At 59.3% G+C, this 12,891-nt stretch carries 13 protein-coding genes; 9 read left to right on the forward strand and 4 right to left on the reverse strand.

The features are described from left to right. Positions 1–14 precede the first annotated feature (14 nt). Together ACRRSD_RS03025 and ACRRSD_RS03030 are read left to right on the forward strand one after the other, a co-directional pair. The gene (locus tag ACRRSD_RS03025) at positions 15–1,607 is read left to right on the forward strand and encodes an aldehyde dehydrogenase (NADP(+)) (protein ID WP_435037060.1); all 1,593 of its coding nucleotides are present in this window, start codon (positions 15–17) and stop codon (positions 1,605–1,607) included. After that, complete coding sequence (locus ACRRSD_RS03030; RefSeq protein WP_435037061.1) at positions 1,597–2,862, forward strand: NAD(P)/FAD-dependent oxidoreductase; 1,266 nt, start codon at positions 1,597–1,599, stop codon at positions 2,860–2,862. Before ACRRSD_RS03025 ends, ACRRSD_RS03030 begins: the two co-directional genes overlap by 11 nt. A 117-nt stretch (positions 2,863–2,979) precedes the next feature. Here the strand turns inward: ACRRSD_RS03030 and ACRRSD_RS03035 are convergent, their stop codons facing one another. After that, positions 2,980–3,918: a LysR family transcriptional regulator gene (locus tag ACRRSD_RS03035; protein WP_435037062.1), complete on the reverse strand. Its 939-nt coding sequence runs from the start codon at positions 3,916–3,918 to the stop codon at positions 2,980–2,982. A 120-nt stretch (positions 3,919–4,038) separates the two neighbouring features. On the opposite strand from ACRRSD_RS03035, the gene ACRRSD_RS03040 reads away from it, so the two are divergent. Beyond that, positions 4,039–4,965 carry an alpha/beta hydrolase gene (locus tag ACRRSD_RS03040; protein ID WP_435037063.1) on the forward strand — a complete coding sequence of 309 codons (927 nt, stop codon included), beginning with the start codon at positions 4,039–4,041 and terminating at the stop codon, positions 4,963–4,965. A gap of 111 nt (positions 4,966–5,076) precedes the next feature. Here the strand turns inward: ACRRSD_RS03040 and ACRRSD_RS03045 are convergent, their stop codons facing one another. Next, complete coding sequence (locus ACRRSD_RS03045) at positions 5,077–6,003, reverse strand: Gfo/Idh/MocA family protein (RefSeq protein WP_435037064.1); 927 nt, start codon at positions 6,001–6,003, stop codon at positions 5,077–5,079. Between the two features lie 188 nt (positions 6,004–6,191). Between ACRRSD_RS03045 and ACRRSD_RS03050 the strand changes: the two genes are divergently transcribed. The 6 genes from ACRRSD_RS03050 to ACRRSD_RS03075 all read left to right on the forward strand — a co-directional run bounded on the left by ACRRSD_RS03050 (position 6,192) and on the right by ACRRSD_RS03075 (position 10,884). Further along, positions 6,192–7,241: an NAD(P)-dependent alcohol dehydrogenase gene (locus ACRRSD_RS03050; RefSeq protein ID WP_435037065.1), complete on the forward strand. Its 1,050-nt coding sequence runs from the start codon at positions 6,192–6,194 to the stop codon at positions 7,239–7,241. 123 nt (positions 7,242–7,364) lie between these two features. After that, entirely contained in the window at positions 7,365–8,060 is a 696-nt protein-coding gene (locus tag ACRRSD_RS03055; protein WP_435038471.1) for a tRNA (adenine(22)-N(1))-methyltransferase, read from the forward strand. A 181-nt stretch (positions 8,061–8,241) separates the two neighbouring features. Then, complete coding sequence (locus tag ACRRSD_RS03060; RefSeq protein WP_435037066.1) at positions 8,242–8,457, forward strand: tautomerase family protein; 216 nt, start codon at positions 8,242–8,244, stop codon at positions 8,455–8,457. After that, positions 8,454–9,110: a DsbA family oxidoreductase gene (locus ACRRSD_RS03065; RefSeq protein WP_435037067.1), complete on the forward strand. Its 657-nt coding sequence runs from the start codon at positions 8,454–8,456 to the stop codon at positions 9,108–9,110. Before ACRRSD_RS03060 ends, ACRRSD_RS03065 begins: the two co-directional genes overlap by 4 nt. A 49-nt stretch (positions 9,111–9,159) precedes the next feature. After that, positions 9,160–9,870 carry an SDR family NAD(P)-dependent oxidoreductase gene (locus ACRRSD_RS03070; protein ID WP_122844663.1) on the forward strand — a complete coding sequence of 237 codons (711 nt, stop codon included), beginning with the start codon at positions 9,160–9,162 and terminating at the stop codon, positions 9,868–9,870. A gap of 93 nt (positions 9,871–9,963) precedes the next feature. Continuing rightward, a complete protein-coding gene (locus ACRRSD_RS03075) occupies positions 9,964–10,884 on the forward strand; it encodes a LysR family transcriptional regulator (RefSeq protein ID WP_435037068.1) in 921 nt (306 codons plus the stop codon). 67 nt (positions 10,885–10,951) lie between these two features. On the opposite strand, the gene ycaC is transcribed toward ACRRSD_RS03075, so the two are convergent. Further along, positions 10,952–11,584: an isochorismate family cysteine hydrolase YcaC gene (gene ycaC, locus ACRRSD_RS03080; RefSeq protein WP_007916011.1), complete on the reverse strand. Its 633-nt coding sequence runs from the start codon at positions 11,582–11,584 to the stop codon at positions 10,952–10,954. A gap of 171 nt (positions 11,585–11,755) precedes the next feature. Further along, complete coding sequence (locus tag ACRRSD_RS03085; RefSeq protein ID WP_435037069.1) at positions 11,756–12,766, reverse strand: LacI family DNA-binding transcriptional regulator; 1,011 nt, start codon at positions 12,764–12,766, stop codon at positions 11,756–11,758. Between the last annotated feature and the right edge of the window lie 125 nt (positions 12,767–12,891).

Here is a 12,891-nt window from a genome sequence, read left to right on the forward strand (position 1 = left end):
ATCAGGAAGACACCATGACTCTGACGGGCCACATGCTGATCGGGCAGCAATCCATTGCGGGCAATCGCGAGGCTGTTCGCGGGATCAATCCGACCACGAATGAAGCGCTGGAACCGGGGTATGCCGGAGGATCTACGCAGCATGTAGAACAGGCCTGCGCGCTGGCCTGCGCCGCGTTCGATATTTATCGCGAGACAGCGCTGAATGTCCGCGCCGAATTTCTGGAAAGCATTGCCGAAGAAATCGAAGGGCTCGGCGATGAACTGATCGAGCGAGCACACGCCGAAACCGGTCTGCCGCACGCTCGTCTGCTAGGTGAGCGCGGGCGTACTTGCCAACAATTGAGAATGTTCGCCCGCACCGTGCGCGCCGGTGAATGGCTGGATGTGCGCGTCGATAGCGCGCAGCCGCAACGCCAACCGCTGCCGCGTGCGGATTTGCGTCAGCGGCAGATTGCCCTGGGGCCGGTCGCGATCTTCGGCGCGAGCAACTTTCCGTTGGCATTTTCCGTGGCGGGCGGTGACACCGCTTCTGCCTTGGCCGCCGGGTGCCCGGTGATCGTCAAGGCGCACAGCGCGCATCCCGGCACCAGCGAACTGGTTGGTCACGCGGTGACGCGGGCAGTAAAAGCCTGTGGTTTGCCGGAAGGCGTGTTTTCCTTGTTGTACGGCTCGGGTCACGAAGTGGGCATTGCGCTGGTCACAGATCCACGGATCAAAGCGGTAGGTTTCACCGGTTCGCGCAGCGGCGGTCTGGCGTTGATTCAAGCGGCCCAAGCGCGGCCCGAACCGATTCCGGTGTACGCGGAAATGAGTTCGATCAATCCGGTGCTGCTGTTTCCAGCGGCGCTGGATAGTCGCACGCAGGCATTGGCTGAAGGGTTTGTGGCTTCGCTGACATTGGGCGCTGGCCAGTTCTGCACCAATCCGGGTCTGGTCATTGCCTTGAAAGGACCGGCGCTGGACAGGTTCATTGGCGCCACCACCGAACTCATTCAACGCAGTCCGGCGCAGACGATGCTGACACCGGGCATCTTCAGCGCTTACGAATCGGTCGTGAATGCGTTGGCTGTGAATTCCGCTGCACGCATTACTGGTATCGGTCAGAGCGGCAACGGCCCGAACCAATGTCAGGCCCGTGTATTTGTGACCGAGGCCGCCGACTTCTTTGCCGATCACCGCCTGCAAGCCGAAGCCTTCGGTGCAGCGGCGCTGATCGTGCAATGCGAAAGTGAAGCTGAAATCCGCCAGGTCGCCGAACATCTGGAAGGTCAGTTGACCGCCACGCTGCACCTTGATGACCAAGACCTGGAACAGGCACGTGCCCTGTTGCCGACGCTGGAGCGCAAGGCCGGCCGCTTGCTGGTCAATGGCTGGCCCACTGGAGTCGAGGTGTGTGACGCAATGGTTCACGGCGGGCCGTTCCCGGCCACGTCCGACTCGCGCACAACATCCGTTGGTACGGCGGCGATCCTCCGTTTCCTGCGCCCGGTCTGCTATCAGGACTTCCCCGACAGCTTGTTGCCTGACGTATTGAAACAAGACAACCCGCTGCAATTGCGGCGTCTGCTCAATGGGCAAAGGGAAGCGCAGCAACATGGCCAATAACGTCTCCCACGACATCGCTGTAGTCGGCGCCGGCATCATCGGCGTCGCCTGTGCACTGCGTCTGGCTCGCCAAGGGTTGCGCGTGGTCGTCATCGATCAGCAGCAACCCGGCCATGGCGCCTCGTTCGGTAACGCCGGGCATCTGGCGACCGAGCAGGTGTTTCCGATTGCCGACGCGTCCATCCTCAAGCGCCTGCCGGCCATGCTGATGGACCCGATGGGGCCGTTGCGACTGGACTGGAAATACCTGCCACGCGCCTTGCCATGGTTCACCCGCCTGCTGCTGAATCTGCGCCCGACGCCGTTTCAGAACACCGTGGCAGGCTTGCGCGCGCTCAATGAAAGCAGTCTTGACGCCTGGCAGCGCCTGCTCGGTGATATCCAGCGGCCCGACTTGCTGAAGATCGACGGCTCGTTGCTGGTGTTCGAACAGTCCGAATCGCGTCAGGCGATCCAGGCATTACAGGCCCGAATGCATCAGCAACAGGTGCCAGTCGACTACTGGCAATCCAGCGCCATACGCGAGACCGCGCCGCAACTCAGCGAACAGATTCAGGGCGGCTTGTTCTTCCCGCGCACCGGGCATTTCATCGACCCCTACCGCGTGGTCTGTGAACTGGTCGAAGCGGCCAACGCCAGTGGCGTGAGTTTTGTCCAGCAACAGGTTCAGGGCGGCTACGTGCAGGAGCATGGCGTCACGCTGACCACCGGCAATGGCGCTCTGACTGCAAGTCGCGTGCTGATCGCCTGCGGTGCGCACTCAGCGAAACTCACCGCCGCCCTCACCGGCAAAAAAGTACCGCTGGACACCGAGCGCGGTTATCACCTGATGCTGCCGCAGGAACACGATCGACTGCCCTTCCCCGTCACCTCCCTGGAACGCAAGTTCATCATGACGCCGATGTCCGAAGGGTTGCGCCTGGCCGGCACCGTCGAGTTCGCCGGGCTGGAAAAGCCACCGAGCATGGAGCGCGCGTGGCAGTTGCACCGGTTGAGTCAGGGCATGTTTCGCAAGGATCTGAGCGCTGAAGCAGCGACGCCGTGGATGGGCTTTCGACCGTCGTTACCGGATTCGCTGCCGGTGATTGATCAGGTCTGTGAGGGCAAGGTGTTGCTTGCGTTCGGGCATCAGCATCTGGGGCTGACGCAGGCGGCGGTGACGGCGGAGATGGTGGTGCGGATGGCTCGGCCAGCAACGACGCATCAGGTGACTGATCTGACGGCAGATGAACTCTTCAGACTCGATCGTTTCTGATCGGCGGGTGCCGATGCGATTGAGCGTCTGCACTCAAGTGATCGGTTGTAACGCTTCTATCAGCGCTCCTGACAACATTGCAACTAGCCGTTCCGCCGGGAGCATCAGCTCCCCTTTTCATACAGCGCCAATATCATCAACCAGACATTGTTCCCACGGCGGACAAGGAGACCACGCGTCTAAAAGCTTATCGATGAACAGGCGGATCTTGGGAGAAAGGTGTCGTTTGCTGGGATAGATGATACGGATGGGTTCTGCGGCCTCAGCGTATTCTTCGAGCAGTTGAACAAGCTTGCCGCTGCGTAGTTGGTGGCTCACTACGTACGACGGCAGTGTCGCAATACCCAAGCCCGCCATCGCGCACTCATGCAGCGCTTCCGCGCTGTCCATCTGTAGCCGCCCACCTTGAGTGAAGGCAACCGCCTGGCCGTCTACTCGAAAATTCCATGGAAGTAATCGTCCCCCGCTGACGAAATGCAGACATTCGTGCGCGGACAACGCTTCGGGAGTTTGTGGCCGTGGATGCTCAGCCAGATAGTGGGGTGAAGCACAGGTGATCATTTGCTGGTACGCCACCGTGCGCGTCAGCAATCGAGAATCCTCTTTGGGCGGGCCAATTCGCATGGCCAGATCAAACCCCTCATCAATGAGGTCTACCAGTCGGTCGGAAAACGTAACGTCGACACTTAGCGAAGGCCAGTCCTTCAGACAGCATTCGATATGAGGGAGAACGTGAAGCCTACCCAGCGCGACCGGCAGACTCATACGCAATCGCCCACTGGGTGTCGAGCGACGAAACGCCAGTGCATCTTCGACATCGTCAAGATCTTGAAGGATGCCAACACAGCGCTCGTAGAGAACCTGACCGTCGTCCGTCAGGCTCAGACTGCGGGTTGTGCGGTTGAGTAACCGCACTTGCAATCGAGCTTCCAGCCTGACAATCGATTTACCCACTGCCGAACGAGTGAGACCTAATTGCTTGGCAGCTGCGGTAAAGCTTCCGGCATTTACAGAACTCACAAAAGCCGCGATGTCGTTCAGGTTATGAATTTCCATACTTCCTCACTCGCTCAACGTTCGGGCGCCACGGCACTCGCTATGGGGAAGCCTATTCCCCAATCAAGCGGATAGTATCTCAATTAGCTAATTCAATACCCTCCTTCAATCGAGATCACGATGAATACGAAAGTAAAAGCAGCCGTTCAAACCTGGGCCAACAGCCTGAGCGATTTGGTACCTGTCCTCAAAGGCATTGATACCACCACGAAAATGAGCGATATCCGCGACGCCTACGCAAGAATGCTCGCGCAAAATCCAGCGCCCACCGGTGTCAGGTTCGAAGCAGTCGATATGGGCGGTGTTCCAGGAACCCTGGTGACACCCGATGAAGTCAAGACCGACGCAGTTGTGATGTACATCCATGGCGGGGCTTACATTGTCGGCCGTCCAGATGGCTACCATGGCATTGGTGGCAACTACGCGAAAATGCTGGGTGCTCGTGTATACATGCCTGACTACCGACTGGCCCCGGAGCACAAATTCCCCGCATCCATCGACGACACACTGCGCGCCTACGAGTGGTTGCTTGAGCAGAAAATCCCGGCTGAAAAAATCGCGTTTTCCGGCGAGTCGGCTGGCGGAGCAATGGTTGTAAGCGTGATGGTGGCGGCCAAATCCAAAGGGCTTGCGTTACCTGCGGTGGGTTCTTCGATCTCGCCTTGGGCGAACCTCGAACACACCGGCGCCTCTATGAGCAACCGTGAGGGCCTGGATCCGCTGAATTCCAAGCCTGTTCTGGATATTCTTGCCAGAACATTCCTTGGCGAGACACTGGCCAACCATCCTCTGGCATCGCCGGTTTTCGCGGACGTCACTGGACTCCCACCCATTCTGGTACAGATTGGCGAGAACGAGCTGATGCTGAGTGACGCGATGCGGCTTGCCACCCATCTGGCGGACAACCGTGTCCGGGTCAATCTCGAGGTATGGCCTGCCATGTTCCACGCCTGGCACTTCTACTCTGCCATGCTGCCAGAAGGTCAACAGGCAATGGTGAGCTCAGTACGTTTCATTGAGGCGGGTCTGGCCGAAGCCAATCGCTGAGTAGAAATTCAGACTGCGGGAGCTTTTCAGTTCCCGCAGTTCTGCCTTCAATAGAGCGTCGGCAAGGCAAAACAAGTAAAGAGCGATTGCTCGGTTACGTTGCCCGCCGCACTAATCGTAAAACGCCTCAACCAACACCCGACTCCCCACAAAAAAACTGTCCGCCACCAACCGCAACGGCTGCACATCCAGATCACTGGCCTTATCGCCAATCAACTGTTGGAAATGTCGGTACACCGCCGCGTACTCACCCTCCTCCGAAACGGCTTGGTGCACACCGTCGATGCTCAACAGCGCACCGCCGTTATCCAGGCGCAAAACGCCTTCAGCGCAGCAAACCTCGATACTCCACAGCTCATCATGGCCATGGTCAAAATCAAACTCCGCGCGCACATGGAGGCGACGGGCGTCAGACATTTTGATCGACGCAGCAATCGGCGACTGGCAGTTGTTCGGTACACGCAGTTCAGCCGATTCGACAAACAGCGGAAGCTTCAGCAGGTGGGTGACGATCGACAAGGCATTGATGCCCGGATCAAATACGCCGAGGCCGCCGGGTTGCCAGATCCAGGTCTGTCCGGGGTGCCATTTGCGCACGTCTTCTTTCCAGTCGATCTGCACGCTTTGCAGCGTGCGCGAGGCGAGCCAGTCGCGGGCGGCTTCGATGCCGGGCGCGTAGCGTGAATGCCAGGCAAACAGAGCACTGACGCCCTGCTCAGCGGCCTGATCGACCAAGGCCAGCGCTTCGCCCAATGTGGCGCACGGTGGCTTCTCCACCAGCACGTGTTTGCCGGCGGCCAGTGCTTGCTGCACCAGCGCAAAGCGCCCTTGCGGTGGTGTGCAGAAGGCGATCGCGTCCACCGGCGGACCGTTTTCCAGCAATTCACTTAAGGATTGGAAGTTTTCCATGCCTGCGCAAGGCTGGCCCTGGGTAGCGACGGAGACCAAGTGGAAAGCGGGATTGGCGAGGATCGCCGGGACGTGTTGATCCTGGGCAATCTTGCCATAGCCCACCAGACCGAGACGGATTGGTTGCATCAATGACTCCTGTTTTGATTTTGTTGTCGTCAGTGAACCGGGAGATTATCTGCAAACGCCACGAGCGTCTGTCCGCGCAATGTCACCACGACGCACAGGATCAGGCAAGGATTGCACAGGAATGCGCTAGTGCCCGAAGCGCTGGAACAGAAACAATGCCTTACGACAAACCGATTGAGGATGTTCCCATGCTTGTTCAAGCCTACGGTGCCCACGCTGGCGACAAACCCCTTGAGCCAATGCAGATCACGCGCCGCGCGCCGGCCGCCCATGATGTGCAGATCGATATCGCTTTCTGTGGCATCTGCCATTCCGACCTGCACCAGGTGCGCGCCGAATGGGCCGGCACGCAATTCCCTTGCGTACCGGGGCACGAAATCGTCGGTCGCGTATCGGCGGTCGGCGCGCATGTCGCGGACTTCAAAGTCGGTGATCTGGTCGGCGTTGGTTGCATCGTCGACAGCTGCAAACATTGCGATGACTGCGAAAGCGGTCTGGAAAACTACTGCGACGGCATGATCGGCACCTACAACTTCCCGACCCCGGACGCCCCGGGCTGGACGCTGGGCGGCTATTCGCAAAACATCGTCGTGCATGAACGCTACGTCCTGCGCATCCGCCACCCCGAAGCGCAACTGGCCGCCGTCGCGCCGCTGTTGTGCGCGGGCATCACCACTTACTCGCCACTGCGTCATTGGAATGCGGGACCGGGCAAGAAAGTCGGCGTGGTCGGCATCGGCGGTCTCGGCCACATGGGCATCAAACTGGCCCACGCCCTGGGCGCCCACGTTGTCGCGTTCACTACCTCCGAATCGAAACGCGAAGCGGCCAAAGCGCTGGGCGCCGATGAAGTGGTGGTGTCGCGCAATGCCGAAGAAATGGCCGCCCACGCCAAGAGTTTCGACCTGATCCTCAACACCGTCGCCGCGCCGCACGATCTTGACGCATTCCTCGTGCTGCTCAAGCGCGATGGTGCGTTGACGCTGGTCGGTGCACCAGCCACCTCGCACCCGTCGCCGAACGTGTTCAACCTGATCATGAAGCGTCGCACGATTGCCGGCTCGATGATCGGCGGCATCCCTGAGACTCAGGAAATGCTCGACTTCTGCGCCGAGCACGGCATCGTCTCCGACATCGAACTGATCCGCGCCGACCAGATCAACGACGCCTACGAGCGCATGCTCAAGGGTGACGTGAAGTATCGTTTCGTGATCGACAACGCAACGTTGGCTGAATAAGCCTCAGCGCCCATTGGCCGTTCAGCGCGGCCAATGGGCCGTTGAATTCCGTCGCCGGGATTTGACAGGCCCGGCGTTGCTCGCCAGAGTCGCACCCCTTTGCCTGACATCAAGGGGTTGCCGTTGAACGAACAGACATTGTCCATGCGCCTCGAGCGGGTGGCTGCCCACGTACCTGCCGGTGCGCGACTGGCGGATATCGGCTCGGATCACGGCTATCTGCCGGTGGCGCTGATGCGTCGTGGTCTGATCAGTGCAGCCGTAGCTGGCGAAGTCGCGCTGACGCCGTTCCACGCGGCTGAACGCACCGTGCGCGAGAACGATCTGCAGCAGCAGATCAGCGTGCGCCGGGCCGATGGTCTGGCAGCAATCAAACCTGACGACGGCATCACCGCCATCAGCATCTGCGGCATGGGCGGTGAAACCATCCGTGACATCCTCGACAGCGGCAAGGCCCACCTCAGCGGCGAGGAACGTCTGATCCTGCAACCCAACGGCGGCGAGCAACCGTTGCGCCAATGGCTGATGGAAAACGGCTACCGCATCCTCAGCGAAGAGCTGCTGCGGGAGAACCGCTTCGATTACGAAATCATCGTGACCGAACGCGCTGAACCGATGACCTATACCGACAAGGAGCTGTATTTCGGCCCCTTGCAGATGCAGGCCCGCAGCCCCGAGTTTCTGCGCAAATGGCAGCACAAGCTTCACCATAAGCAGAAGACGCTGAGCCAACTCGCCCATGCGCAACAAAGCCTGCCAGAGCAAAAGCTGCAAGACCTCAAACAACAGACAAGCTGGATTACCGAACTGCTGGCCTGAGCGCCAGCGTTTCGCACTGAGAAAACGCGTGCACAGGATGAATGCTCACGCGCCCTCATTTGATACACGACATCACAAATGATGTACCTCAAGCCCCATTTATCAATTCCCGCCTGCCTCTTAAAGTCCTCTCCAACAGCCGCCCATCACTCCGATGGGCCAGCGACTGGAGATACCCCAAATGCCTTTCATCAGCGTACGTATCACCCGTGACGGCGTGACCCGGGAGCAGAAAGCCCAGGTCATCGAGGAAATCACCGAAACGATGGAGCGGGTGCTGCACAAGGACCCGAAACTCACCCACATCGTGATTGAGGAAGTCGACACCGATAACTGGGGTTATGCCGGCATCACCACCACCGAGTATCGCCAACAGTTGGCGGATTCGCAGTCATGAGCCGGGCCGTGAAAATCGATTTCGTCGCGGATGTCGTTTGCCCTTGGTGCGCATTGGGCGCTACCGCTCTGGAGCAAGCGATCAAGAATCTGGCGGGCGAAGTCGACGTGGAACTGACCTACAAACCGTTCGAGCTGAACCCCGACATGCCCGCCGAAGGTGAGCACGCTATCGAGCACATGATGCGCAAATACGGGCGCAGCGCTGAGCAAGTGGCGGATCGCAACGCGATGATCATCGAACGCGGCGAGCAGATCGGTTTTCACTTCGACCTGGAAAAACGCAGCCATTTCCACAACACCTTCGATGCCCATCGACTGCTGTTCTGGGCCGCCACACAAGGACGTCAGCGTGAGTTGAAGCAGGCCTTGCTCAAAGCCTACTTCACTGACGGCATGAACCCGAATGACCACGCCACGCTGGTGATGCTGGCAGGCGCAGTCGGGCTCGACAGCCAACGTGCGCAAGAGGTGCTGGCCAACGTTGAGTACAGCCAGGCCGTGCGCGAACTTGAACGGTTTTACCAGCAACGCGGCATCGATTCGGTTCCGGCCATGGTCCTTGATGACAAACAGGTCATCCCCGGTTCCCAGTCCGTCGCTTATTACGAGCAAGCATTACGTCAGGCAGCACAGGTTGCGGCTCGCGCCTGACCTGCGAAATCCGATTATTCAAACCTTCCATATTGCATGAGGAAACATCATGAGCACGTCCAAGAAAGTTGTTGTGATTACCGGCGCTTCGCAAGGCATTGGCGCAGGCCTGGTCAAGGGTTTCCGTGAGCGCGGCTATCAGGTGGTTGCGACCTCCCGTTCGATCAAACCGTCCACTGACCCGGATATTCTCGCCGTCGCCGGTGACATCGCCGACCCGCAGACCGCCGAGCGCGTGATTCGCGAAGCCGTCGCACGTTTCGGACGCATCGACACGCTGGTGAATAACGCCGGGATATTCGTCGCCAAGCCTTTCACCGAATACAGCCAGGCAGACTACGCACAAGTAGTGGCGACCAACATGAGCGGCTTCTTCCATATCTCGCAATTGGCGATTGCCGAAATGGAGAAAAACGCCAGCGGCCACATCGTCAGCGTCACCACCAGTTTGGTCGATCATGCGATTGATGGCGTACCGTCAGTGCTCGCGTCGCTGACCAAGGGTGGCATCAACGCAGCGACCAAGTCGCTGGCCATCGAGTACGCCAAGCGTGGTATTCGGGTCAACGCAGTGTCGCCGGGCATCATCAAAACGCCGATGCACGGCGAAGAGACTCACGCCGCCCTCGGCAGCCTGCACCCGGTGGGTCATATGGGCGAGATTGATGACATCGTGCAGGCGATCCTCTACCTGGACGGCGCAAACTTCGTCACCGGCGAAATCCTCCATGTCGATGGTGGTCAAAGCGCTGGTCATTGATACCTCCCCGCAGCACTGCCGGTGTGTACCGGCGGTGCCGCTTCATGAGATAAGCCTGAGAATGAACCGTCAGTTGATCCTCGGTGTACTCACATGAAGCGCCACTTTGATGACTTGCAATTGGGCAGTATCGAACTCTTCTGCCTCGCCGCCGAGGCAGGCAGTTTCACCGCCGCCGCGCAACTCGCGGGGGTGACACCCGCAGCGGTGAGCCGGTCGATTCTTCGCCTCGAAAAAAGATTGGGTTCACGCTTGTTTGCCCGAACCACCCGCAGCATTCGCTTGACCGAGGCCGGCAGAAACTTCTTCGTCCAGTGCAGCCAGGCCCTGACCCAACTGGTCGAAGCGCAACAGGAAGTCATGGGCGCGCAGACGTCTCCATCCGGTCAGTTGCGCATCAGCCTCCCGACCACGTACGGGCATCACCGCATCCTGCCGCTGCTGCCCAAATTCCGCGCGCTGTATCCCGACGTCAGCGTCGACATCCACTTGGGCAACCGCAATATCGACTTTGTCGGCGAAGGCTACGATCTGGCGATACGTGTTCGTGCCCAACCGGATTCGACCATGGTCGCGCGGCTGCTGGAGGATGCAAAACTGGTGGTGGTCGCCTCCCCCGACTATCTGAAAAAGGCTGGCACACCGAAGACACTTGAGGATCTGGTGCAACACGAATGCATTCAGTTCGAACTGCCCAGCAGCGGACGGCGGATTTCCTGGCTGTTTCAGGAAAATGGCCACGATCGTGAAGTGTTTTCCGACGGCGGTTACTCCTGCTCCGATGACGTGCTCGGCGGTGTCACCCTGGCCAAACACGATGCCGGAATCTTCCAGACCTACAAGTTCATTGTCGAAAAAGAGCTGGCCGACGGCAGCCTGGTCGAGGTTCTCCAGCCGTACGCCGGGCGCTCGCGACCTTACACGTTGCTCTACCCGCACGGCCGGTATGTGCCGCAACGGGTGCGGGCGTTTGTCGATTTTCTGTTGCAGTTTCGTGATGAGTGGACCGGTTGACGCTGATTGAATCGGCGCAACACAAAAGCCTGCTTTTCATGGCAGGCTTTTGTTTGCTCGCGCAGGCTTACTTCTGCTGAGCGGTCAGCGCCGAGTAGCTGTTCATCAGGTTGCGGTAGTTCGGGATGCGCTGCGACAGCAGATTACCCAGCCCTTCAATATCGTTGCGCCAGTCGCGGTGCAGCTCACACGCCACCGAGAACCAGTTCATCATCTGTGCGCCGGCCTGAGTCATGCGGCTCCATGCGGCTTGTTGCACGGTGGTGTTGAAAGTGCCGGACGCGTCGGTGACCACAAACACATCAAACCCTTCCGCCAGCGCCGACAAGGTCGGGAACGCTACGCAGACATCCGTCACCACACCGGCAATGATGATCTGCTTGCGGCCGGTAGCCTTGATCGCCTTGACGAAGTCTTCGTTGTCCCACGCGTTGATCTGGCCAGGGCGAGCGATGTATGGCGCGTCCGGGAACATCTCTTTCAACTCTGGCACCAGCGGGCCGTTCGGGCCTTGTTCGAAACTGGTGGTGAGGATGGTCGGCAGTTCGAAGAACTTGGCCAGATCAGCCAGGGCCAGCACGTTGTTCTTGAATTCGTTTGGCGAGAAGTCCTGCACCAGGGAAATCAGGCCGGTCTGGTGGTCGACCAGCAGCACGATGGCGTCGTCTTTGTTGAGGCGGTTGTAGGTTGGAGTGGTCATGGTCTGCTTCCCTTTTGAGTTTTAGAAGTTGTTGTTGCGTTCAAGTTGGGTACAGATTACTGACGCACAGAGACGGGATAAATCGGTTGAAAAGCGTTTCACCGTCAACTCAGGCAGGACAATTCCCGGGTTAGCGTGAAGGCTAAAAACCGCCGCGGGAAATTCAGAGGTTCATCTACCTGCTTCATCAACCCGCGCCGTGCTGTCACGCCTCGTCAACGCGAACGGCAATACCACATGCCGTTGCGGCAACGGCTGTTTCTCGATCAGCGCAATCAGCATTTCCACAGCTTTCTCACCAAACATTTCGGCGGGCTGGGCAATGGTCGTCAGCGGTGGATCGCAGTACGCGGCCATTGGAATATCGTCAAATCCCGCGAGCGAAATATCCTCCGGCACGCGCAGCCCCTGCTCTTTGATTCGCTTGAGCGCGCCGATGGCCATTTCGTCATTTTCACAAAACAGCGCGCTCGGTCGGTTGTTGAGTGCGAGCAGTTTCCCGGCGCCCGAGTAGCCCGCTTCCAGCGTGAAGTCGCCGTGACAGATAAGCGTGTGGTCCAGCGCGAGACCGGCGTCGCGCAGGGCCGCTTCATACCCCGCCAGACGATCACGCGTGAGCGGGCTGCCTTTGGGTCCTTTGATCAGTCCGATGCGCTGATGCCCCAGCGCGATCAGGTGTTCGGTCATGGCTTTGGCCGCCGCAACGTTGTCCAGGCTGATGGTCGGGTGCCGTCCGTGCCGGATGACTTCGCAGGCATTGACGATCGGAGTCAGTACCGGCTCGGCGGCGGAATCATCGAAGGGATCATAGGCGCGCAACTGAATGACGCCATCGGCTTGATGGGCGTACACCAGATGAGCGAACTGGCGCTCAAGTGATGCCTGGCCCTGGGTGTCGCACAACAGCAACCGGTAACCGGCGGCCTGCGCGGCTTTTTGTGCGCCGCTGATCACTCTGGCGAAAAAGGTGTTGGCAATGGTCGGGACCAGAATCACCAGGTTGCCCGTTCTACGCGAGCGAAACTGTACCGCCATCAAATTCGGTCGATAGCCGGCTTGCTGGACGGCAGCCATAACCCGCTCGCGGGTATCGGGCAGCACCCGCTCGGGGGATTTCAATGTTCTCGACACCGTTGCCACCGAGACACCCGCCAGCCGTGCCACTTCGCGGATATTGGACAAGACTGCCTCGCTCTTTCAATCAAATCGGCCGTCGAGCTTACCGTACAGCCGCACGCGCCGAAACGTTGGCATTCGTCAGACACGGTTTGACACCCGCTGATTTCAGGCCTAGATTTCGCCAACGA

The sequence above is a fragment of the Pseudomonas neuropathica genome, assembly GCF_051174785.1.
Taxonomy (GTDB): domain Bacteria; phylum Pseudomonadota; class Gammaproteobacteria; order Pseudomonadales; family Pseudomonadaceae; genus Aquipseudomonas; species Aquipseudomonas neuropathica_A.

What these genes read in the sequence shown, in the direction of transcription:
- ACRRSD_RS03070 (WP_122844663.1), top strand. Translation starts at nt 9,160, where the DNA reads ATGAGCACGTCCAAGAAAGTTGTTGTGATTACCGGCGCTTCGCAAGGC.
- ACRRSD_RS03065 (WP_435037067.1), top strand. Translation starts at nt 8,454, where the DNA reads ATGAGCCGGGCCGTGAAAATCGATTTCGTCGCGGATGTCGTTTGCCCT.
- ACRRSD_RS03045 (WP_435037064.1), bottom strand. Translation starts at nt 6,003, where the DNA reads ATGCAACCAATCCGTCTCGGTCTGGTGGGCTATGGCAAGATTGCCCAG.
- ACRRSD_RS03025 (WP_435037060.1), top strand. Translation starts at nt 15, where the DNA reads ATGACTCTGACGGGCCACATGCTGATCGGGCAGCAATCCATTGCGGGC.
- ACRRSD_RS03040 (WP_435037063.1), top strand. Translation starts at nt 4,039, where the DNA reads ATGAATACGAAAGTAAAAGCAGCCGTTCAAACCTGGGCCAACAGCCTG.
- ACRRSD_RS03050 (WP_435037065.1), top strand. Translation starts at nt 6,192, where the DNA reads ATGCTTGTTCAAGCCTACGGTGCCCACGCTGGCGACAAACCCCTTGAG.
- ACRRSD_RS03030 (WP_435037061.1), top strand. Translation starts at nt 1,597, where the DNA reads ATGGCCAATAACGTCTCCCACGACATCGCTGTAGTCGGCGCCGGCATC.
- ACRRSD_RS03060 (WP_435037066.1), top strand. Translation starts at nt 8,242, where the DNA reads ATGCCTTTCATCAGCGTACGTATCACCCGTGACGGCGTGACCCGGGAG.
- ycaC (WP_007916011.1), bottom strand. Translation starts at nt 11,584, where the DNA reads ATGACCACTCCAACCTACAACCGCCTCAACAAAGACGACGCCATCGTG.
- ACRRSD_RS03035 (WP_435037062.1), bottom strand. Translation starts at nt 3,918, where the DNA reads ATGGAAATTCATAACCTGAACGACATCGCGGCTTTTGTGAGTTCTGTA.
- ACRRSD_RS03075 (WP_435037068.1), top strand. Translation starts at nt 9,964, where the DNA reads ATGAAGCGCCACTTTGATGACTTGCAATTGGGCAGTATCGAACTCTTC.